This is a genomic window from Arthrobacter koreensis (genome assembly GCF_035792275.1).
Lineage (GTDB): Bacteria > Actinomycetota > Actinomycetes > Actinomycetales > Micrococcaceae > Arthrobacter_B > Arthrobacter_B koreensis_A.
Map to the genome: position 1 here is coordinate 220,062 of NZ_JAMWKK010000005.1, position 21,347 is coordinate 241,408.

At 66.1% G+C, this 21,347-nt stretch carries 18 protein-coding genes; 6 read left to right on the plus strand and 12 right to left on the minus strand.

From position 1 onward, the window contains the following. Window positions 1-30: 30 nt before the first annotated feature. The gene (gene pknB / locus NGB94_RS07360) at window positions 31-2,112 is read left to right on the plus strand and encodes a Stk1 family PASTA domain-containing Ser/Thr kinase (RefSeq protein ID WP_325789960.1); all 2,082 of its coding nucleotides are present in this window, start codon (window positions 31-33) and stop codon (window positions 2,110-2,112) included. Window positions 2,113-2,166: 54 nt separating this feature from the next. On the opposite strand, the gene NGB94_RS07365 is transcribed toward pknB, so the two are convergent. Further along, entirely contained in the window at window positions 2,167-3,555 is a 1,389-nt protein-coding gene (locus tag NGB94_RS07365; RefSeq protein ID WP_325789961.1) for a class II 3-deoxy-7-phosphoheptulonate synthase, read from the minus strand. A 79-nt stretch (window positions 3,556-3,634) separates the two neighbouring features. Then, complete coding sequence (locus NGB94_RS07370) at window positions 3,635-4,555, minus strand: lysophospholipid acyltransferase family protein (protein WP_325789962.1); 921 nt, start codon at window positions 4,553-4,555, stop codon at window positions 3,635-3,637. Window positions 4,556-4,730: 175 nt separating this feature from the next. Between NGB94_RS07370 and NGB94_RS07375 the strand changes: the two genes are divergently transcribed. Both NGB94_RS07375 and NGB94_RS07380 read left to right on the plus strand, forming a co-directional pair. After that, window positions 4,731-5,495: an alpha/beta hydrolase gene (locus NGB94_RS07375; protein WP_325789963.1), complete on the plus strand. Its 765-nt coding sequence runs from the start codon at window positions 4,731-4,733 to the stop codon at window positions 5,493-5,495. Beyond that, entirely contained in the window at window positions 5,492-6,013 is a 522-nt protein-coding gene (locus tag NGB94_RS07380; protein WP_325789964.1) for a hypothetical protein, read from the plus strand. Before NGB94_RS07375 ends, NGB94_RS07380 begins: the two co-directional genes overlap by 4 nt. Window positions 6,014-6,026: 13 nt before the next feature. Here the strand turns inward: NGB94_RS07380 and NGB94_RS07385 are convergent, their stop codons facing one another. Further along, window positions 6,027-7,097 (minus strand): ROK family glucokinase, encoded by a 1,071-nt coding sequence (locus tag NGB94_RS07385; protein ID WP_418910619.1) that lies wholly within the window; start codon window positions 7,095-7,097, stop codon window positions 6,027-6,029. A gap of 140 nt (window positions 7,098-7,237) precedes the next feature. Here NGB94_RS07385 and NGB94_RS07390 point away from each other — a divergent pair, with 140 nt between their 5' ends. Continuing rightward, entirely contained in the window at window positions 7,238-9,046 is a 1,809-nt protein-coding gene (locus tag NGB94_RS07390) for an AMP-dependent synthetase/ligase (protein ID WP_325789965.1), read from the plus strand. Between the two features lie 82 nt (window positions 9,047-9,128). On the opposite strand, the gene NGB94_RS07395 is transcribed toward NGB94_RS07390, so the two are convergent. Together NGB94_RS07395 and NGB94_RS07400 are read right to left on the minus strand one after the other, a co-directional pair. Continuing rightward, a complete protein-coding gene (locus NGB94_RS07395; RefSeq protein WP_325789966.1) occupies window positions 9,129-10,556 on the minus strand; it encodes a mycothione reductase in 1,428 nt (475 codons plus the stop codon). A 53-nt stretch (window positions 10,557-10,609) separates the two neighbouring features. Further along, complete coding sequence (locus NGB94_RS07400; protein ID WP_325789967.1) at window positions 10,610-14,008, minus strand: pyruvate carboxylase; 3,399 nt, start codon at window positions 14,006-14,008, stop codon at window positions 10,610-10,612. A gap of 245 nt (window positions 14,009-14,253) precedes the next feature. Between NGB94_RS07400 and NGB94_RS07405 the strand changes: the two genes are divergently transcribed. Then, complete coding sequence (locus NGB94_RS07405) at window positions 14,254-15,096, plus strand: ParA family protein (protein ID WP_325789968.1); 843 nt, start codon at window positions 14,254-14,256, stop codon at window positions 15,094-15,096. Window positions 15,097-15,159: 63 nt separating this feature from the next. On the opposite strand, the gene NGB94_RS07410 is transcribed toward NGB94_RS07405, so the two are convergent. The 6 genes from NGB94_RS07410 to NGB94_RS07435 form a co-directional block, all read right to left on the minus strand. Next, a complete protein-coding gene (locus NGB94_RS07410; protein ID WP_055241833.1) occupies window positions 15,160-15,750 on the minus strand; it encodes a MerR family transcriptional regulator in 591 nt (196 codons plus the stop codon). 232 nt (window positions 15,751-15,982) lie between these two features. Beyond that, a complete protein-coding gene (locus NGB94_RS07415) occupies window positions 15,983-16,480 on the minus strand; it encodes a bifunctional nuclease family protein (RefSeq protein WP_325789969.1) in 498 nt (165 codons plus the stop codon). Between the two features lie 5 nt (window positions 16,481-16,485). Beyond that, a complete protein-coding gene (locus NGB94_RS07420) occupies window positions 16,486-17,241 on the minus strand; it encodes a MerR family transcriptional regulator (RefSeq protein ID WP_325789970.1) in 756 nt (251 codons plus the stop codon). Between the two features lie 12 nt (window positions 17,242-17,253). After that, window positions 17,254-17,724 carry an FHA domain-containing protein gene (locus tag NGB94_RS07425; RefSeq protein WP_325789971.1) on the minus strand — a complete coding sequence of 157 codons (471 nt, stop codon included), beginning with the start codon at window positions 17,722-17,724 and terminating at the stop codon, window positions 17,254-17,256. A gap of 205 nt (window positions 17,725-17,929) precedes the next feature. Next, a complete protein-coding gene (locus NGB94_RS07430; RefSeq protein WP_325789972.1) occupies window positions 17,930-18,313 on the minus strand; it encodes a VOC family protein in 384 nt (127 codons plus the stop codon). 69 nt (window positions 18,314-18,382) lie between these two features. Further along, window positions 18,383-18,883: a helix-turn-helix domain-containing protein gene (locus NGB94_RS07435; protein ID WP_325789973.1), complete on the minus strand. Its 501-nt coding sequence runs from the start codon at window positions 18,881-18,883 to the stop codon at window positions 18,383-18,385. Window positions 18,884-19,031: 148 nt separating this feature from the next. On the opposite strand from NGB94_RS07435, the gene NGB94_RS07440 reads away from it, so the two are divergent. Beyond that, a complete protein-coding gene (locus NGB94_RS07440) occupies window positions 19,032-19,769 on the plus strand; it encodes a thioesterase family protein (RefSeq protein ID WP_418910621.1) in 738 nt (245 codons plus the stop codon). 31 nt (window positions 19,770-19,800) lie between these two features. On the opposite strand, the gene NGB94_RS07445 is transcribed toward NGB94_RS07440, so the two are convergent. Beyond that, window positions 19,801-21,288: an FAD-dependent monooxygenase gene (locus NGB94_RS07445; protein WP_325789975.1), complete on the minus strand. Its 1,488-nt coding sequence runs from the start codon at window positions 21,286-21,288 to the stop codon at window positions 19,801-19,803. Window positions 21,289-21,347 lie beyond the last annotated feature (59 nt).

The window sequence follows — 21,347 nt, forward strand, 5'->3', positions numbered from 1 at the left end:
CGCTTATAGGATCAAAGGGTGCATGAGCCCGTGAGTGACCCACTTCTGGAAACCCTGGTAGACAACCGCTACCTGGTGCGTTCCCGCATTGCCCGCGGCGGAATGTCCACCGTCTACCTGGCCACCGACACCCGCCTGGACCGCGATGTTGCACTGAAGGTGCTCTACCCGCACCTTGCGGCTGACCGCGGCTTCCTTGACCGTTTCGAACGCGAAGCGAAGTCCGCTGCCCGGCTGTCCCACCCGCACGTCGTCGGCGTTTTGGACCAGGGCGTCTCCGAGTCCCTGTCCTATCTGGTGATGGAGTATGTTCCGGGCCGCACCCTCCGTGACGTGCTCAACGAGCGGCACAGGCTCTCCCCCAGGCTTGCACTGGCCATGATGGATGCCGTGGTGGACGGACTGGCGGCTGCGCACGAAGCCGGACTGGTGCACCGCGACGTCAAACCCGAAAACGTCCTGCTGGCCAGCAGCGGTGCGATCAAGATCGCAGACTTTGGCCTGGCACGCGCCGTGACCACCAGCACCAACACGGGCACGCTTGTGGGTACCGTCGCTTATCTCGCCCCTGAACTGGTTACCGGGGCCGGAGCGGACGCCCGGAGCGATATCTATTCAGCGGGAATCATGCTCTACGAGATGCTCACCGGATCGCAGCCCTTCACCGGCGAGGTCCCCATCCAGGTTGCCTTCGCACACGTCCACTCCTCAGTGCCGGCTCCCTCTGCTGCCTGCCCGGGACAGGCAGAAGACCTGGATGAACTTGTCCTCTGGTGCACCTCGCAGGATCCGGAGGACCGTCCCGTTGACGGCCGCGCCCTGCTTGGGGAACTGCGCCACATCCGCACCTCCCTCAGCGATGAGCAGCTGGACTTCCACGCTCCGGGTTCTCCGCCCGCCCGGCTGCCAGGCCAGGGCGACCGGACCACAGTCATTGCACAGCCGCCCTCCGGTGCCACGGAAGTGATCAGCCGAGCCCAGCCGAACGCCACCGAGGTACTCCAGCGCACGGATAATGCCACCACGGTCATGGGCCGCCCCGGCGCCGGTCCCGGCCACGGCGGCGACGGCAGTTACGACGACGCCAGCTATGACGACGACGGCGAGTACACGGAACTGTCCGGCCGGGCAGGCCGGCGCCAGGCACGACGGGACTTCAAGGCCAGCCAGAAGGAGGCCAGCCGGGCGGCACAGCGTCCGGAGGTCTCCCTGCGCCCGGGCCGTCCGCGCCGGCGGGGAGTGCTGGTGGCACTGCTTCTGGCCCTCCTGGTCGCAGCTGCAGCGTTCGCCGGCTGGTTCTTCGGCGCCGGCCCCGGCGCGCTGGTCTCCGTCCCGGAGGTTGCGAACACCTCGGTGGAAGCCGCTGGAAACCGGCTGGGCGAAGAAGGGCTGCGGTACACCACGAACGAGGTCTATGACGAGGTGGTCGCGGCAGGTCTGGTAGTAGGCACTGACCCTGCGGCCGCGCAGCAGGTCAGGCGGTTCCAGCCCGTGACGCTGCTCGTCTCCCGCGGACCTGAACTGTTCAGCGTTCCCAACGTGATCCAGCGTTCCCTTGAGGATGCGGAGGAAAAGATCTCTGAAGCAGGTCTCGCAACCGGATCCGTCACGGAGGAGTTCAGCGAGGATGTTGCGGCGGGGCAGGTGCTGGCGCAGGTGCCGGAAGCCGACGCCGATCTGCGCCGCGGCACGCCGGTGGACCTCACGGTTTCCAAGGGACCGGCCCCGGTAGAGGTGCCCGCCGTGGGCGGAAAGACGGAACAGGAAGCCGTCCGGCTAATTCAGGAAGCGGGGCTGAAAGCCTCCGTCTCCCCTGACCGGGTCAACAGCACCGATGTGCCCAAGGGTTCCGTGGCGGCCCAGAGCCCGGCTTCAGGGCTTCTTGAGCGGGGCGGAACCGTCACCCTGACCATTTCCGACGGACCCCGCATGGTCCAGGTTCCCAGCTATGTGGGCAAGCAGGCAGACACTGCCCGGCAGGAACTGGAGCGGCTTGGTTTCCGCGTGGAGGTCAACGAAATCCTCGGCGGGTTCTTCGGGACCGTCCGGGCCCAGGATCCGGCCAACGGGACGGCACCGGAAGGTTCGGTCATCACCCTCACCGTGGTCTAACCCAGCACCTGCAGTGCGGGCGGCAGCACCTGCCGCCCGCACTGCAGGAGAGGATCAGCTCTTTTCCGCGAGGGCTCCGGCCACCAGGAACGCCATCTCCAGGGACTGCATATGGTTCAGGCGCGGATCGCAGACCGACTCGTAGCCTTCGACGAATGCTTCCTGGTCCACCGGGTCTGCGCCGCCCAGGCACTCGGAGACATCGTCCCCGGTCATCTCCACGTGCAGGCCGCCCGGGAAAGTTCCCAGTTCGTTGTGGACCTCGAAGAACCCGCGCACCTCATCCATGACGTCGTCGAAATTGCGCGTCTTGTACCCGTTGGGAGACGTGACGGTGTTGCCGTGCATCGGGTCAGTCACCCACAGCACCTGCGCACCAGTTGCGGTGACCTTCTCCACGAGGGTGGGCAGCTTCTCCCGGATGTTCCTGGCACCCATGCGGGTGATGAACGTGAGCCTTCCCGGCTCGCGGTCCGGATCCAGCTTGTCGATCAGTGCCAGCGCGTCCTCGGCGGTGCTGTTGGGCCCCAGCTTCACGCCAATGGGGTTGCGTACCCGGGACAGGAAGTCCACATGCGCGGAATCAAGGTCACGGGTGCGTTCCCCGATCCACAGGAAGTGGGCGGAGGTGTCGTAGGGCTGGCCGGTCCGGGAGTCGATCCGGGTCAGTGCCCGCTCGTAATCCAGCAGCAGTGCCTCGTGACTGGCGAAGAACTCCACCCGCTTGAGCGCTTCGAAGTCTGCTCCGCAGACGTCCATAAAACGCACAGCGCGGTCGATGTCACGGGCGAGGGATTCGTACCGCGAGTGTGCCGGATTGGCAGTGAATCCGCGGTTCCAGTGGTGCACGAGACGCAGGTCGGCGAAGCCGCCCTGCGTGAAGGCACGGATCAGGTTCAGCGTGGAGGCAGACGTGTGGTAGGCCCGGACCATGCGGGCCGGGTCATGACGGCGGGATTCGGGGGTGAAGTCGAAGCCGTTGACCATGTCCCCCCGATAAGCCGGAAGGGTCACGCCGTTACGGGTCTCGTCGTTGGATGAGCGCGGCTTGGCGAACTGCCCCGCCATGCGGCCCATCTTGATGACAGGCAGGGAGGCACCGTAGGTCAGCACCACCGACATCTGCAGGATGGTCCGGACACGGGCGCTGATCTTGTCGGCCGTCGCAGCCTCAAAGGTCTCCGCGCAGTCGCCTCCCTGCAGCAGGAACGCCTTCCCCTGGGCAGCCTGGGCGAGGCGGTCCCGCAGGATGTCCACTTCACCGGCGAATACCAGCGGGGGAACCATGGAGAGTTCGGCCACCGCCGCCTCATACCCGGGGTCATCGTGCCAGGTGGGCTGCTGGGAAATCGGCAGCGACCGCCAATCATCCAGTCCGGGATACACGGCGGCTCCGGAGGACGGCGGGAAACTGGGATCGAGTTCAGCAGGTTTATGGGTCACCCCTTAACCCTACGTCCCCGTGTCCCCCGGCAGCGATCCAATGTGTCCTGTTACGCAGGACGGCAGACCAGCTCCGGCTTCAGGCTCCGCGCTGGGTCTCCTTGGCTTCGCCGGATTTCTCGCCGCCGCTTTGTCCGGGGCCGCGTTCCGCTGGCCCGGCCTCCGCGGCGGTTCCGGGAGCGCCGATGATGGTCACTTCTCCGGGTTCCTTGTGGCCTTTCCTGCGTCGGGTCCCCGGGCCGACCCCGGTCTCCGGAGTCTCCGCATGCGGCAGCCGTACGGCAGCGCTGCGGGATTCAGCCGTCTTGGATGCCTTGCGCGCCGCCGCCATCTTGTCCTTGACGGTGCTGGCGTACACGTCCACGTATTCCTGCCCGGAGAGGCGCATGAGTTCGTACATGATCTCGTCGGTGACCGAGCGCTGGACGAAACGGTCGTTTTCCATTCCGGCGTAGCGGGAGAAGTCCAGCGGTTCGCCGACAATGATGCCGATGCGGCGGATGTTCGGGATGCGGCGGCCGATGGGCTGCACCTTGTCGGTGCCGATCATGGCAACGGGAATGACGGGCACTCCGGTCTGCAGGGCCATCTTCGCCACACCGGTCTTACCGCGGTAGAGCCGGCCGTCAGGGCTGCGGGTCCCTTCAGGGTAGATGCCCAGGAGGTTGCCTCCCTCCAGCACCTTAACGCCGGCGCGCAGCGCTGCCTCCGAGGCAGCACCTCCGGAACGGTCGATAGGCAGCTGGTTGGTGAGGCGGAAGAACGCCGCGGTGAGCTTTCCCTTGATGCCGCTGCCCGTGAAGTACTCGGACTTGGCCAGGAAACTGACCGGACGGGGTACGGCGAGGGGAAGGAAGATTGAATCCGAGAAGGAGAGATGGTTGCTGACGAGAATCGCCGGCCCTGTGGCGGGAACGTTGTCCATGCCCTTGACCCACGGCCTGAACAGGAGATTCACCACCGGTCCGATGAAAATCGTCTTCATCACCCAATAGAACACGCGGCCAGCTCTCCCGTCCGGACAAGACACTTCAAGATAACGGGGAACCCGATTGGCTTCCCTTAGTACTACTGTAAGCGCCGCGGCGGCAGCGTAGCATTTCTGCCGGTTCTGACACAGGGAACTTTGTTTCCTGCGGGGTGGAAAATCGCCCGCCTAATGCAACCATAGAGACATGACTTCCCCTGGGGGCCCGGCGCCGTTTGCGAGTGCCGGCGAGGGCCCGAATGCATCCACCGGTGTGCTGCTCAGCCATGGGTTCACCGGTTCCACCGTGAGCATGCTGGGCTGGGCCCGGCATCTGGCCGGGCAGGGGTACGCGGTGAGCCTTCCGCTGCTGCCGGGTCACGGAACTACGTGGCAGGAACTTGCACGCACTCCCTGGCAGCGGTGGTACCAGGGATACGAGGATGCCTACACGGAACTTGCCGGCCGGACTGATCGTGTGGTTGCCGCCGGCCTGTCCATGGGAGGGGCCCTGGCACTTCGCCTGGCCGCACTGCAGCCGGTTGCCGGCGTCGCCGTCGTCAATCCCGGCCTCACCGTCGCCGACCCGCGGGCCCGCTACGCCGGCCTGCTGAAGTACGTTCTGCCTTCGGTTCCCGCGATTGGAAACAGCATCCGCCTGCCCGGCCAGGACGAGGGCGCGTATGCCCGGACCCCCGTGGGGGCCGTCGCCCAGCTGCTGAAGCTGTTCAAGGACACTGCGGGACTGCTTCCCCGGGTCAATGTTCCCGTCATCGCCTTCCGTTCCACGGTGGATCCGATAGTCCCCGAATCAAGCATGGACCTGCTGCGCCGCCTGGTGGGCAGCACCGAGCTGGAGGTGGTCCCGCTCACGAACAGCTACCATGTGGCGACAATGGACCATGATGCACAGCTGATCTTTGACCGTTCCCATGAGTTCATCCAACGGGTGAGTGCAGGTGCCACAGCATGAGTGACCGCGAACCGGACCGCAACGAGTCCACCGACGAAGCCACCTGGCTGGACCTGGTGGCCCGCCTGCAGGAAACGCCGGAGACTGATCCACGGCACCAGCCGCCCGAACGCCGGCCGGGAGACTCCAGCCAGTCTCCTGCCCCGGGCCCCGGCGTGCCGCCCGCCGCAGGACCGCGTTCAGCGGCGGACCGCACGCGTGCCATTTTCGAGAACCAGCCGCTGCACCGGGCTCCGGAGCCCGGCCCCAGGGATTACAGTCCCGAAGAGGATGAGTCGGACGGGTCGTTCGTGCCGGAGGAACCGCCGCCGCTTGGCAGCGGGGAGCCGCTGGTAATCCTGGCCTGGCTGGGCGCAGCGGGCGGACCGCTGCTGCTGCTCCTGTTCGCCATGTTCTGGCGCGGAGCACCGATGGCCGTGGTCCTGGGCATTGTCGCCATTTTCGTAACCTGCGCCGGCTACCTGCTGTTCCGCCTCCCGCAGTCCCGGGATGAAGGCGACGACGGCGCGGCGGTCTAGCCGCCGCGCTCCTTCACCGCCGGGCGGCCACCCGGGAAAGATCCGCGGCGCCGATCAGGCCGGCTTCGGGCCCCAGCGCCGCCTTTTCGATACGGGCTTCCGGCCGGAATCCGCGGCCGGTGAGGTTCCTGGCGTAGGCCCGCCGGGCCGGTTCCAGAAGCAGCTCACCGGCGTCGCTCAGTCCGCCGCCGATCACGAACATGCCCGGATCCAGTGCCGCGGCGAGGTTCGCCAGGCCAAGCCCCAGCCATTCGCCCACTTCCCCAACCAGTTCAATGGCGGTGCGGTCACCTTCAAGTGCCAGCCGGGTGACGACTGCCCCGGTGATATCCGGAATTCTCCCCTCGACGCTCCGCAGCAGCTCCTGGGCAACGGGCGAGTTGGCTGCCGCCAGTTCACGGGCCTCACGTCCAAGCGCGTTGCCGGAAGCATACTGTTCCCAGCAGCCGCGGTTGCCGCATTCGCAGCGCTGTCCCTGCGGCATGATGATCTGGTGGCCGAACTCTCCGGCCACGCCAAACCGTCCCCGTTCCAGCCGGCCGTCCATGATCATGGCACCGCCGATACCGGTTCCGAGGGTGATGCAGACGAGCCTGCTCTCTCCCCGCCCGGCGCCGTAGCGCCACTCCGCCCAGGCAGCGCCGTCGGCGTCGTTGGCCAGGTACACCCGCCGGCGCAGCAGCCGCTCCAGGTTTTCCTGCAGCGGTTCATTGCGCCAGGCAAGATGCGGACTGAAGAGCACGGTGCTGCCGGAGAGGTCCATCCAGCCGGCGGCACCGATGCCGACCGACCAGACGTGTTTGTGCGCGGAGAGTTCGCGGACCAGTTCAACGATGACTCGTTCCACTTCGCGCGGGTCCTGGCCCGGCGTGGAGCGGCGGAGGACTTCAAGGACCCGGCCGCTGGCATCGACCAGGCCGGCCGCTACCTTGGTTCCGCCAATATCGATCCCGATTGCCAGGCCGCGGCGGCGCATTGGCGAGGAGAGACGCGTGGTCCGCCGCGGACGCAGCGGGTCGGTGGTCCGGCGGGACCACCGGGCGGCAGGAGGAAGGGGAACAGGAGCTGGGTTAAGGGAGGGCATCAAAGACCCATTGTAGGCAAAGGGCAACCCCCGGACACGCAAGCGTTATGGATTCGAAAGTTACCCGCCAGTATAAAATGTGATCTAGGTTATAGGCTTAGGGGCAACCCGCCGTCCAAACAGATATCAAAGGAGCTATCGTGCGCGAATACAGCGTTCCAGTCCTGGTGGAAACCGCACCGGAGACGAACACTACGGACCTGCTTCTGGAACAGGCAGCCAAGCCTTCCAATCCGGCCCTTTTCGCCGTGCGTTCCACCGGTGATGACTGGCAGAAAATCACCGCCACGGAGTTCCTGGCTGACGTCTCCCGCATTGCCAAAGGCCTCATCGCCAGCGGAATCGGGCAGGGCGACCGCGTTGGCATCATGGCACGCACCCGCTACGAATGGACGCTGGTTGATTTCGCGATCTGGTTCGCCGGAGGCGTTTCGGTGCCGGTGTACGAGACCTCCTCCCCCGCGCAGGTTGCCTGGATCCTCGGCGACTCCGAGGCCGTCGGCGTAGTGGTCGAAGCAGCCCGGCATGAAAACGTGGTCCGCCAGGCCGGCGCGGACGAGGATCTCTCCGCAGTGAAGAACGTCTGGCAGATCGACGGCGGCGGACTGGACCAGCTCCGGAAGGCCGGAGCCTCCGTGACGGACGAAGAACTTGAAGCCCGCCGTTCCGCCGCAAACCTGGCGGACACCGCGACCATCATCTACACCTCCGGCACCACCGGAAAACCCAAGGGCTGCGAGCTGACCCACGGCAACTTCGTAAACCTCTCCCGCAACTCCACGGCAGCGCTGCCCGAAGTTGCCAAGGAGGGCGCACAGACCATCATGTTCCTGCCCCTGGCACATGTTTTCGCCCGGTTCATTTCGGTGCTTGCCGTGGCCGCCGGTTCCACCGTGGCCCACACCCCGGATGTGAAGAACCTGCTCCCGGATCTGCAGAGCTACAAGCCCACCTTCCTGCTGGTGGTTCCCCGCGTCTTCGAGAAGGTCTACAACTCCTCGATGCTGAAGGCCGAAGACGGCGGCAAGGGCAAAATCTTCCATGCCGGTGCCAAGACCGCCATTGAATGGTCCAAGGCCCACGAGGCCGGCAAGGTTCCGCTCGGCCTGAAGCTGCGGCACGCCCTTTTCGACAAACTGCTGTTCTCCAAGATCCGCACTGCCATGGGCGGCCGGGTCCAGTACGCAATCTCCGGCGGGGCTCCGCTGGGTGACCGGCTGGGACACTTCTTCCATGGCATCGGCGTTATGGTCCTGGAAGGCTACGGCCTGACGGAAACCACCGCTCCGATCAGTGTGAACACACCTCAGCTGATCAAGATCGGCACCGTCGGCGCACCCCTGCCGGGCAACGCGGTGAAGATCGCGGACGACGGCGAGATCCTCACGAAGGGCATCAGCGTGATGAAGGGCTACTTCAAGCGCCCGGACCTGACCGAGGAAAACTTCGCGGACGGCTGGTTCCGAACGGGCGACATCGGCCAGCTTGATTCCGACGGTTTCCTGAAGATCACGGGCCGCAAGAAGGAAATCATCGTTACCGCCAGCGGCAAGAACGTCATCCCGGCCATGCTGGAGGATTCGATCCGTGCAGACGCGATCGTCTCCCAGTGCGTCGTTGTCGGCGACCAGCGTCCGTTCATTTCCGCCCTCATCACCATTGACGAAGAGGCGCTTCCCGGCTGGCTGGAACGCCACGGCATGCCGGCAACCACCACGGTGGCCGAAGCAGCGCAGTCCCAGCAGCTGCAGGACGAGCTTCAGGCGCTGGTGGACCGCGCCAACAAGGCCGTGTCCCAGGCCGAGGCCATCAAGGTCTTCCGGGTGGTCACCACTGATTTCACCGAGTCAAGCGGCCACCTCACGCCGTCCCTGAAGATCAAGCGTGCCCAGGTGCTCAAGGACTTCTCCGACGTGGTCGAGGAGATCTATTCCGGCCAGAAGGTCTAGCCTTCCCTGCCGGCCGGCAGACAGCAGAGGCGGGAGTCCCGGATTCGTTCCGGGGCTCCCGCCTCTTTTGCGTTCACCGTCTTCAGGGACGGAGCGGGGTGTCCTGGGGATCAGTGCCCAGGGACAGGAGCGCGTTCTCCACCACCTCGGTGAGAGCCGGATGGATCCAGTACTGGCCGCGGGCCATGGTGGCCGCGTCAAGGTCGAAGGCCATCGCCTGGATCAGCGGCTGAATCAGCATGGAGGCTTCATGGCCCATGATGTGGGCACCCAAGAGCCGGCCGGTGGTGCGGTCGGCGAGCAGCTTCACGAAACCGGTGCTGTCTTCCATGGCCCAGCCGTACGCCGTCGAGCCGTACTCCTGGACAGCCATGACCAGGTCCATGCCGTTGGCCAGCGCATAGTCCCGCGCCTGCGCTTCGGTCAGGCCTACGGAGGCGATCTGCGGGTGGCTGAAAACGGCGGAAGGCACAAAACGGTGCGAGGACGCCTGCAGGTCGTCGGGATGGACGAGGTTGTGGGCCACGGTGCGCGCTTCGAGGTTCGCGACATGCTTGAGCTGGTCGGCGCCGCTTACGTCGCCCAGTGCCCAGAGACCGGGCACGGGCTTTCCGCCGCCGAGCACCCGCTGGTATTCGTCCACTGCGAGTCGGCCGTCTGCTTCAACGTCCAGGCCGGCCGCTTCCGGATCAAGGCGGTCCGTGTTCGGTACCCGGCCGGTGGCAACCAGGACCAGGTCGACGTCGAGCTCCGAGCGGCCGGAGGGACCGTTCAGGACGGCGCGGACTGATCCGTCCGTGTTCTCAGCCAGCGACTCGAGCTGCGTGTTCAGCCGGACGTCCCATTGTCCCGAAGCCGCCGCGGTGAAGCGCTCGGAAACGGTTTCGTCCTGCGCCCGGAGCAGCGCCCCGGAACGCACGGCCATGGTCACTTCGGATCCGAAGGCAGAGAAGACGAAGCCGAACTCGGCGGCAATGTACCCGCCGCCCAGGATCAGGACGCGGCCGGGGAGATCGTCCACGCGCATGACGGTGTCCGACGTATGTACCTGCGGCAGCGTAATGCCGGGGATGTCCGGCAGGACCGGACGGGAGCCGGCGGCGACCACGATCTGGTCGGCCGTGATTTCCTGCCCGGAAGCAGTCTCCAGCCGGTGCGGGGAGGTGAAGCGGACGTATTCGTTGTACAGGGTTACGTTCTCAAGCTCTTCCGCGCGGTAACGCCGGCCGCCTTCGGAGATGGCGTCGATCCGGCTGAAGATCCGGTCCCGGATCTCCCTCCAGCGCACTTTCTCCACCCGCTGGTCAACTCCCAGCCTGCCGGCCTCGGCTGCGGAGGCAGCCAGCTGTGCCGGGTAGACAAACATTTTGGTGGGGATGCAGCCGACGTTCAGGCACGTTCCTCCGAAGGTTCCGCCGTCAATGACGGCGACCTTTCGGTTGTCCCAGTCGGGAGTGATGAGGGAGTTGCCGGAGCCCGAGCCGATGATGGCGAGATCGTAATGAGTCACTCTGCCAGTCTATCGGCGCGGGCTCCGGCAACCTGTTTATGTTCTCTGCTGCCTTAAGCCTGTTCGATGACTACCAGCAGGTCGCCGCCGTCCACCTGCTGCACCCCGCTGACGGCCAGGCGCTTGACCGTTCCGGCGACCGGCGCCGTAATTGACGCTTCCATCTTCATGGCCTCGATGGTGGCGACTGTCTCTCCGGCACCTACCTGGGCGCCTTCCTCGACGGTGACGGTCACTGCGCCGGCGAACGGGGCGGCAACGTGTCCCGGCTGGGCAGGGTCTGCCCGTTCGGACACCCTGGCGTCCGTGGTGACGCTGCGGTCGCGGACCATGACCGGCCGCATCTGGCCGTTCAGGGTGGTCATCACGGTGCGCATGCCCTTTTCATCCGGCTCTGACACCGCTTCCAGGGTGGCTATCAGCCGTACGCCCTTTTCGAGCTCCACGACGTGCTCAACTCCCGGGCGCAGCCCGAAGAGGTAGTCACGGGTGTCCAGGACGGACAGGTCTCCGTAGGTTTCGCGGACGGTGGCGAACTCGCGGGCCGGCCCGGCGAAGAGCAGCCGGTTCAGCGTTTCGCGCCGGGTGGCGGAGTCGCCGTGAAGGCCCTGCTGGTCAACATCTGTCAGTTCCACCTGGCGGGGTTTCGGCTTCCGGCCCTGCAGCGCCTTGGTGCGGAAAGGCTCCGGCCATCCTCCGGGCGGATCGCCCAGCTCACCGCTGAGGAAGCCGATCACTGAATCGGGGATGTCATAGTTCTGCGGGTTCTCTTCGAAATTTTCCGGAGAGACATTGCTTCCCACGAGCTGCAGCGCGAGGTCCCCGACCACCTTGGAGGATGGGGTGACCTTGACCAGCCGGCCCAGGATCCGGTCCGCTGCGGTGTACATGTCCTCGATCGCTTCGAAGCGCTCCCCCAGGCCCAGGGCAATAGCCTGCTGGCGAAGGTTGGAGAGCTGCCCGCCGGGAATCTCGTGGCGGTAGACGCGTCCGGTGGGTCCGGCCAGGCCTGATTCGAAGGGTGCATACACCCGGCGCACGGCTTCCCAGTACGGTTCGAGTGAGCTTACGGCGGCGAGGTCCAGCCCGGTGTCCCGCTCGGTGTGCGCCAGGGCGGCCACCAGCGAGGATGCCGAGGGCTGGCTGGTGGTCCCGGCCAGGGTTGCGCTTGCTACGTCGACGGCGTCGACTCCTGCTTCCGCCGCGGCGAGCAGGGTGGCGAGCTGGCCGCCTGCCGTGTCGTGGGTGTGCAGGTGGACCGGCAGGTCGAACCGTTCGCGCAGGGCTGCGACCAGCTTCGCGGCGGCAGCAGGACGAAGGAGGCCCGCCATGTCCTTGATGGCGAGGATGTGCGCACCGGCGTCAACCATCTGCTGGGCCAGGTCCAGGTAGTAGTCCAGCGTGTAGAGCTTCTCTTCCGGGTCGAGCATGTCCGCCGTGTAGCAGAGCGCCACCTCGGCGACAGCCGTGCCCGTCCGGCGGACGGCTTCGATGGCCGGGGCCATCTGGGCGACGTCGTTCAGCGCATCGAAGATCCGGAAAATATCGACGCCGGCGACAGCAGCCTCTTCAACGAAGGCATCGGTGACCTCGGTGGGGTACGGCGTGTACCCCACCGTGTTGCGGCCGCGCAGCAGCATCTGGATGCAGATGTTCGGCAGTGCCTGCCGCAGCGTGTCCAGCCGCTCCCACGGGTCTTCGCCGAGGAAGCGGAGTGCGACGTCGTACGTGGCACCTCCCCAGGCCTCCACCGACAGCAGCTCAGGCGTCAGTGCCGCGACGGCGGGCGCCGCCCCCGCCAGGTCGCGGGTGCGGACACGGGTGGCCAGCAGGGACTGGTGCGCGTCGCGGAAGGTGGTGTCGGTGACCGCCAGGGCCTGCTGCGCCCGCAGCGCGGCGGCGAACTTCTCCGGACCAAGCTCCAGGAGCCGCTGGCGGGATCCCGGTTTCGGGTCGGGCAGGTCCGCAGGCAGTTTTTCCCGGGGATCGATCTGCGCCGGCAGCTCACCGTTGGGCTTGTGCACGGTGACGTCTGCAAGCCAGTTCAGCAGCTTGGTTCCGCGGTCGGCAGGACCGCGTGCGTTGAGCAGTTCCGGACGTTCTTCGATGAAGGAGGTGGCGACGTCCCCGGCCACGAAGTCGGGGTCCTCCAACACTGCCTGCAGGAAGGAGATGTTGCTGGAGACCCCGCGGATGCGGAACTCCGCCAGTGCCCGCCGCGCGCGGTTTACTGCCGCCGGGTAATTCCGGCCGCGGCAGGTGAGCTTCACCAGCATCGAGTCGAAGTGCGGGCTGATGTCGGCACCGGCGTAGACGGTACCGCCGTCCAGCCGCACGCCGGCGCCGCCCGCAGACCGGTAGGCGCTGATCTTCCCGACGTCGGGGCGGAAACCGTTGGCCGGGTCCTCGGTGGTGATGCGGCACTGCAGGGCGGCTCCGCGGATCTGCAGCTGGTCCTGTACCAGTCCCAGGTCTGCCAGGTTCTCTCCGGCGGCGATGCGCATCTGGGACTGCACCAGGTCCACGTCGGTGATCTCTTCCGTCACCGTGTGCTCTACCTGGATGCGCGGGTTCATCTCGATGAACACGTGCTGTCCGGCGCGCTCCCCGATGGTATCGACGAGGAACTCCACGGTTCCGGCATTTACGTAGTTGAGGGACTTGGCGAAGGTGACGGCGTCGCGGTACAGGGCCTGGCGGATGTCCTCGTCCAGGTTCGGTGCGGGCGCGATCTCAATGACCTTCTGGTGCCTGCGCTGCAGGGAGCAGTCACGTTCGAAGAGATGGATCACGTTGCCTTCGTTATCCGCCAGGACCTGCACTTCAATGTGGCGCGGACGCAGTACTGCCTGTTCCAGGAAGACTGTGGGATCCCCGAATGCCGAGTCGGCTTCCCGCATGGCGGCCTGCAGCGCCTCGGGCAGGTCATGCGCGGTGTCGACCCGCCTCATCCCGCGGCCGCCGCCGCCGGCAACGGCCTTGACGAAGATGGGGAACCCGATCTCCTCCGCCTCGGCGAGCAGCGCGTCGGCGTCGGCGCTGGGAGCCGTTGAGCGAAGTACCGGGATGCCTGCCTCGCGGGCGGCGTTCAGCGCGTGGACCTTGTGTCCGGCCAGTTCGAGGACGTCCGCATCCGGGCCAATGAACGTGATCCCGGCAGCCTTCGCGGCCCGCGCCAGCTGCGGGTTCTCCGAGAGGAAACCGTAACCCGGGTAAATGGCGTCGCAGCCGGCTTCCTTGGCAACCCGAATGATCTCCTCCACGTTCAGGTACGCCCGTACGGGGTGCCCCTCGCTGCCGATCAGGTAGGCTTCGTCGGCTTTTTGCCGGTGAATGGAATTGCGGTCCTCGTAGGGAAAGACTGCGACTGTCTTGGCACCAAGTTCGTAGGCCGCGCGGAACGCACGGATGGCAATTTCGCCGCGGTTGGCTACCAGGATCTTCGAGAACATTGCACTCCTGCGTCGTTGCGTCGGGTGGAGCGGACCGTTTGGCGTTACGTCTTTAGTCTCTGCACGGCCCGCACATACGGCAAGCGGGTAATTCACATCACATCGAACATAGTTCAGTGCACGGCGCAGATGTGCAAACCCGCGCCTGCCCGGCCTGTCGGGTTGCGTCACATAGAATGAGTACGGTTCCCCGGCACGGACCCGGCGCCCGTGATCCCTCGACACGTTAGGTTTTGGTTCAACAAGTGCAAGTAGTGAGCATCAGCAGCCTGAAGGGCGGCGTCGGCAAGACCTCCGTAACGCTGGGGCTGGCCTCAGCTGCCCTGGCCGCCGGAATTCCTACCCTGGTAGTGGATCTCGATCCGCATGCCGATGCCACCACCGGGCTGGCTGTTTCCCCGGGGGACAACCTCGGAATCGGGGATATGCTCCGAAGCGCCCGCCGCGCTGACCTGGCCGCCAACGTGGTGCCCAGCGGCTGGGTCGAGACGGCCCGGAAGCAGCCCGGCAGCGACCCCCAGCGACGGCCTGTCCTCGACGTCGCGATGGGCTCCGCCTACTCCGGCATCTACGACCGCCCGGACCTCGGCAAGCGGGACCTGCGCCGCCTCTCGACGCTGCTGGGCAAGATCAGCGGCTATGGCCTGGTGCTGATCGACTGCCCTCCGTCGCTGAACGGACTGACCCGGATGGCGTGGAGCGCCAGCAACCGGGTGCTGCTGGTAGCTGAGCCCGGCCTCTTCTCCGTCGCCGGCACCGAACGCACCATGCGCGCACTGGATTTGTTCCGGCAGGAATTCGCACCGAATCTTGCTCCGGCCGGAATCGTGGCCAACCGGGTTCGGCCGACCTCCAACGAGCACACGTTCCGGCTCGCCGAAATGAAGCAGATGTTCGGGGACCTGCTCATGGAGCCGAATATTGCCGAGCACGCCAACTGGCAGCAGATCCAGGGTGCTGCCCACTCGGTCCACCACTGGCCCGGCGACTCGGCCAAGCAGGCGGCTGGCTCCTTCGACGCCCTGCTCAAGAACCTCGTGCAGACCGGCAGCATGCGCAACCGGGTGATGCGCCGTCCGGCAGGCTAAAACACCGGACAGCCAAAAGGCCGCCTCCCCCAGGGGAAGCGGCCTTTTGCGTAAGACGTGGAATTAGCTGATCTTGCGGGCCGCCCGGCGGCGGCTGAGTTCGTCCTCCGGGTAGGAGTGGTCGTCAGCGTGTTCGCTGGGAAGCTGGGCCAGGCTGCCCTCGACCTCCCGCCAGACACGGCCGACGGCGATGCCGAACACACCCTGCCCGCCTTGTACGAGGTCGATCACCTCGTCTGCGGAGGTGCATTCGTAGACGCTGGCGCCGTCGCTCATCAGGGTGATCTGGGCCAGGTCTTCGACGCCGCGCTCACGCAGGTGCTCGACGGCGGTGCGGATCTGCTGGAGCGATACGCCGGTATCCAGGAGGCGCTTGACGACCTTCAGGACGAGGATGTCGCGGAAACTGTACAGGCGCTGCGTCCCGGAACCGGAGGCGCCGCGGACAGCGGGTTCCACCAGTCCGGTGCGTGCCCAGTAGTCGAGCTGGCGGTACGTAATGCCCGCAGCCTTGCAGGCAGTGGGGCCGCGGTAGCCGGCATCTTCATCGAGAACCGGCAGGTCTTCGGTGAACAGCAGTCCCTGGGCACTTGCCGGCAGAACCTTTCCGGGTGCTACGGCGCGGTGTTCGCCGGCATCGCCTTTCGGACTCACTGTTCCTCCTAGTAATGGTCCCCGCGAAGTCTATAGCCGCCAGATTACCGAAGCGGAGACGGACCCTCAGTGTCCTGCTGGACCTGGTTCCTGCAGGCACTGATGCCGGCGGTCCCACTAGTGTGTCTCCGGTAACCCATTGGCGCAATGGGAACTCTATGCTTCGACGTTAGATCCGTGTGCAGGCAAGGTCAAAGATGCGGCCGGTATTTTTTGGAGCGTGTCGAATTCGTCAGCGCTCAAAATCCTCGGGTTCGACGTCGGCGAGGAACTCGCGGAACTGCCGCAGCTCCTGCTCGGCGTTCTCCGCTTCGTCTTCGTCCTCGTCCGCATCCGACTCGGTAATGCGCACGCCCGCCTCTTCCAGGACGGTCTCGGCGCACATGATGGGGCAGGGAACGCGCAGTGCGACGGCGATCGCGTCGGAGGCGCGGGACCCCACCCGCGTTCCGTCGTCGAACACCAGTTCAGCGTGGAAGACCGTGTCCTCCACGGAGACCAGGCGGACTTCGGTGACGCGGCGGCCCAGTGCCTTGATGACTGCGGCCAGCAGGTCATGGGTCATGGGGCGCGGCGGGACTATTCCCTGCTGCACAAAGGCGATGGCACTGGCTTCCGGGGCACCGATCCAAATGGGCAGGTGCCGCTCTCCCTCGGTTTCCTTCAGCAGGACCAGGGGCTGGTTGGACGGGAGTTCGATCCGAACGCCCACCACTTCGACTTCCTGCATCAGCTTCAGCTCTCCATCCGGGCTATTTGTCCGTGGACCAGGGCGCTGTGCAGGCTCAGGCAGAGGTCGCTGATCTCCCGGGCCGTCTCGGCGGCCCGCGCCTGCGAGGCAACATCCCGACGTGAGACAACGGGGGCGATGGCCCGTTCCACCAGTCCGATCTCCCGGTCCGCTGCCGCCCGGAACGGCCGCAGGTGCCTCGGTTCGATGCCGTGGGCTTCGAGCTGGCGGCACGCCTTCGCGACCTTCAAGGCGTGTTCATCATACTGCTGGGCCGGGGCGCTGATAAGCCCGAAGCTGATGAGGCTGCGGACCAGTTCGGCTGAAGCACCGGACTCCGCCACGAGCTCATCAAAGGAAAGCAGGCGTGCCCGGGACCGGGCTGCCAGCTCCTCGGCCAGCTGGTCCGAGACTGCACGCGGAGCCAGCGTGATGCCTCCGGGCAGGGATTCGGGCCGCTCGCCGCGGTCCACGGCATCCAGGTAGTCCTTGATAACCTTCAGCGGCAGGTACTGGTCCCGCTGCAGAGCGAGGACGAAACGCAGCCGTTCAACGTCCTGGGAGCTGTACTTCCGGTAACCGGCGGCCGTGCGCTGCGGGGACACCAGGCCTTTCTCTTCCAGGAACCTGATCTTGGAGGCACTGATGCCGGGAAACTCACCGCTCAGGTCCGCGAGGACCTGGCCGATATTGAGTACACGCGGGCGCGCGCGCTCCGCGGCAGTGCCGAGGGCACGCCGCGCAGCTTCTGGTCCTGGCATCCGCGTCCGCCTTTAGGCCGTGCCGGCAGCCGGACGTGCAGCGTAGAAGGTGAGCCGGAACTTGCCGATCTGCACTTCGTTCCCGGTGCGGAGCAGCAGGTTGTCCACGCGGTCATTGTTGACGTACGTGCCGTTCAAACTCATGGAGTCCACCACCCGGAATCCTTCAGGGGTACGGCGGAACTCAACGTGCTTGCGGGAGACGGTGACATCGTCCAGGAACACGTCGGCGTTGGGGTGGCGCCCCGCCGTCGTGACGTCCTGGTCGAGCAGGAACCGGGCTCCGGCGTTGGGACCGGTGTGGGCGATCAGCAGTGCGGAACCGGACGGCAGCGCCGCAACCGCAGCACGTTCGTCCGCGCTCAGTTTCGGCTCAATCGACGTGGCATCGGAGATAGGCGGAAGGCTGATCGACGTCGTGTCCTCCGCACTGAAGCCACGCTGATCATCCGCTCGTGCGGCGTTGTTTTCCTCGCCCGCCATGGTGTTTCCTCCCCAAAAAGAACCGGCCAACCCGCCGATGCGGCGACTGGCCATGTTTACACTCACTTACCGTTCGTGCCTTACCGGCTGTCTTAGCCTACCTGCTATGAAGCGTCTGCGGCACAGCGGATTCCCCCGAAGCCGCACTGAGCCTCTGCGGGACTCCGCTTTGCCCGCCAATCGCGGCTGACGTGGGCGGACCCGGTCAGACCCACTGCACAAGCTGGATGATGAGACCGTTCGGATCCCTGTACTGGGCATAGCGTTCACCCCAGGGCTCGGTCTCCGGAGGGGTAACGACGTCGGCACCCCCGGCTGCCAGCTGTCCGTGGCGCTCGTCCAGATCATCGACTACCAGCAGCAGGAGGAGGCCGTCTCGCGCGCGGCCGGCAATCTCCGCGGGCTTGAAGGTAGGAAGGCCCGTGCGCAGGAAAACGATGTTCGGCCCGCCATCGGGATGTTTCAGGGAAATGAACCCTTCGTCCTGCATTTCGGTAAGGAACCCGAAGTTCCGAGCAAGGAAGGCAGCCGAGGCAGCCGGATCGGGGACATTCAGGGAAATGCCGAATGCGAGTATTCCGCCGGTCATGATCCGCTCCTTCTGTTCCGGGACACACCAACGATCACACAGCCGCCGGAATTTGGTAAGGCAGTGAGGCTATTCGCGGGACCCGCGCGCAAGCCAGTCCCGGTTCACGCGGACCGCCAGCCCCTCCAGCGGTACGCGGGCACCGGAGACGTCCCGGGGACTAAGGTCGACTCGTTTCCCGCCCGGACGGTCCACTACATCAAGCGGGCCGGCGCTGCCCGGCTGAAGGTGCTTGTCCCCCCACTGCATCAGGGCAAGCACCACGGGAAAAAGATCCCGGCCCATTTCGGTGAGAATGTACTCGCTGCGGGTACGGGCACCGGGTTCCCGGTACGGCCGCTTCTCGAAGATCCCGGCATTGACCAGCTGCTTGAGCCGGGATGCCGCGACGGCATCGGTGATGCCGACGCGCGCGGCGAAGTCGTCAAAGCGCGTGGTGCCGTAGAACGCCTCCCGCAGCAGGAGCATGGCAGAGCGGGAGCCAATGACGTCCATGGCCCTGGCCACCGAACACGACTCCGCCTGCCAGCCGGACCGGTCGGACAACGGACCTTCAAGATGCAGCACCATAACTCCACCCTAGCCGCTGGCTTCACATAGGCATAGGCAGCCTGTAGGGTCTGGCTATGTTTAATCAAGGCAGTCCACTGGCTCCCGCCCTGAACCTTCCCCGGCGCTCACCGTCTCCGGCTTCCTGGAGAGGGCGCTCGGCGGACAGCTGCCTGCTCCGGGAAACCTCTGGGGCTTTGGCGGTTTGCACGGCGGACTGGCCCTCGCAGCTGCGGCTGCCCGCATTACCGGCACACAGCCGGGCATCCTGCGAAGCATCACCGGCAGGTTCGACAGCGCAATCCGCACACCTTTCCACATCACGGCGGAACCGGTTCGCAGCGGAGGCGCCATCTCTACCGCACGGGCCCGCATGGCTTCGGAGGATCAGACACACGCCGCTGCCTGGGCGATTCTGAGTACCGGAGCTCCGCTGAAGGCCCCCGTTCTCGCTCCCCCGCCTCCAGTCGTGCCGCATTGGAAGGACTGTGCAGTTTTCACCGTCCCGCCGGCCTTCGTGCCTTTCGCAGCTTCTACGGAAATCCGGCCGGTTGGAACCACCCGTCCGTTCGGCGGCCACGCAGAAGCACGGCTGTGTGCCTGGATCAGGCTGCTTGACGACGACGCGGCACCGGCCCCTGCCCGGCTCATCTTCCTCGCGGATGCACTGGCACCGTCCTACTCTGCCGTCCTCACCGAACTGGCACCCATGCCCACTCTGGAACTCTCGGTTAACCTGAGCGGCCATCCTGCCGGCAGCTCCCCCTGGGTCCTGCTCTCGGCACGGACGTCGGCAGCATCCCCGGAGGGCTGGATTACGGAGGACATCGACCTCTGGGACGAGGACGGCATTCTTTTGGCAGCCGCGCGGCAGCTTCGCATTCTCCGCACTCCGCGGAAGCCCTGATCCCCGGCGTCGCCGGCAGACCGCAGCCGGTTCAGTTCAAATCAGCCAGCTGGACCATGCTCGGCAGACTTGCCGGCCCGAACCAGGTCTCCAGGGCATCCACGAGGTCGGCCTGGCTTGCTGCGGAGATCCCGCCGTCGTCGTCGGGTGCGCCCTCCAGCCAGACGATGTGCCCGTCCGGGCGCAGCAGCAGCGACGGGGTCTGCGGATCGGATTCCGGTTCGATGATCTGGTCCACCCGGTCCTCCCAGCCTTCAAGGAACAGCTCCCCCGTCCGGTCCAGCAGGACTCCGCGCCCGGTGTGCATCCGCTCATAGAGTGTGCCCTGCCCCAGCCGGATGTCCCGCTGCCGGCGGCCGACGGGGTCCGGACCCGGTCCGAAGTCGTAGCGCACGTCCAGTGCCGTGATTTTGCCGATGAGGTGCCGGTTCACGGCGTCGAACTCCATGAGTTCCGTGAGCAGCTTCCGCACGGCCTGGGGCCCGGGTTCGGTGGAAACCAGCTCGGACTGGGCGCGGGTGACGTTCAGGACGTCGGCTGCCACCGGATGCCGTTCGGTGAAGTAGGTGTCCAGCAGCTCATCCGGCGCCCACCCGTTGACGGCAGCGGCGAGTTTCCAGCCAAGGTTGAGGGCGTCCTGCAGGCCCAGGTTCAGCCCCTGTCCGCCAAACGGCGGATGGACGTGTGCAGCGTCTCCCGCCAGGAATACCCGCCCCGCACGGTAGGCCTCGGCGAGCCGCACAGCGTCGCCGAAACGGGAGATCCAGCGAGGCGAATGGGCACCGAAGTCCGTGCCGGCGTAGGTGCGCAGCTGCTGCCTGAGTTCCTCCAGGTCCGGCGGCACGGTGCGGTCTTCGGCAACGCCGGCAGCCGGAACCACTACCCGGAAGGCGCCTCCTTCAACGGGCCCGGCACCAAAGTCGCGGTGGGTTTCACGAACCCGGGCGGAGACCGCTGCCACTTCGTCCGCCGCGGCCGTAAACTCGACTTCGCCCAGCAGGAACTCGCGCCGGCTCGGCTCGCCCGGAAAACCGATCCCGGCCAGGGAACGGACAGTGCTGCGGCCGCCGTCGCAGCCCACCAGATACCGGGCACGGAGCTCGCTACCGTCGGCCAGTGTCGCCAGGACGCCGGTTTCGTCCTGTGCCAGGCCGGTAACTTCGCTGCCGCGGCGGATGTCGACGCCAAGTTCGAGGGCCCGCCGGGTCAGCAGGGTCTCGGTCTCTGTCTGCGGTATCCCCAGGACGTAGGGATGGGTGGTGTCCAGTTTCGGTGCGCTCCGGAGGATCCCGGCGAAGAACCCGTCCAGCGGATACCGTGTGCCCGCGGCAGCGAACTGCTCCCCCAGCCCGCGCTGGTCCATGATTTCGATGCTGCGGGAATGCAGCCCCAGGGCACGGATGATGGTGTTTGGCTCCGGCTCCCGGTCCAGGACCACCACGTCCACGCCGTGCAGGCGCAGTTCGCTGGCCAGGAAAATCCCGGTCGGTCCGGCTCCGGCAACGATTACCTCGGGCACGGGTATCCCCCTCGAAGACTCTGGGCTGTGTTCAGGGGGAAGCGTACGTCCGAGCCGCG

Bases quoted from the DNA above. Each gene is read 5' to 3' on its own strand.
- NGB94_RS07420 (WP_325789970.1), bottom strand. From the start codon at position 17,241: ATGCCAGGACCAGAAGCTGCGCGGCGTGCCCTCGGCACTGCCGCGGAG.
- NGB94_RS07400 (WP_325789967.1), bottom strand. From the start codon at position 14,008: ATGTTCTCGAAGATCCTGGTAGCCAACCGCGGCGAAATTGCCATCCGT.
- NGB94_RS07375 (WP_325789963.1), top strand. From the start codon at position 4,731: ATGACTTCCCCTGGGGGCCCGGCGCCGTTTGCGAGTGCCGGCGAGGGC.
- NGB94_RS07415 (WP_325789969.1), bottom strand. From the start codon at position 16,480: ATGCAGGAAGTCGAAGTGGTGGGCGTTCGGATCGAACTCCCGTCCAAC.
- NGB94_RS07380 (WP_325789964.1), top strand. From the start codon at position 5,492: ATGAGTGACCGCGAACCGGACCGCAACGAGTCCACCGACGAAGCCACC.
- NGB94_RS07435 (WP_325789973.1), bottom strand. From the start codon at position 18,883: ATGGTGCTGCATCTTGAAGGTCCGTTGTCCGACCGGTCCGGCTGGCAG.
- NGB94_RS07385 (WP_418910619.1), bottom strand. From the start codon at position 7,097: ATGCCCTCCCTTAACCCAGCTCCTGTTCCCCTTCCTCCTGCCGCCCGG.
- NGB94_RS07425 (WP_325789971.1), bottom strand. From the start codon at position 17,724: ATGGCGGGCGAGGAAAACAACGCCGCACGAGCGGATGATCAGCGTGGC.
- NGB94_RS07430 (WP_325789972.1), bottom strand. From the start codon at position 18,313: ATGACCGGCGGAATACTCGCATTCGGCATTTCCCTGAATGTCCCCGAT.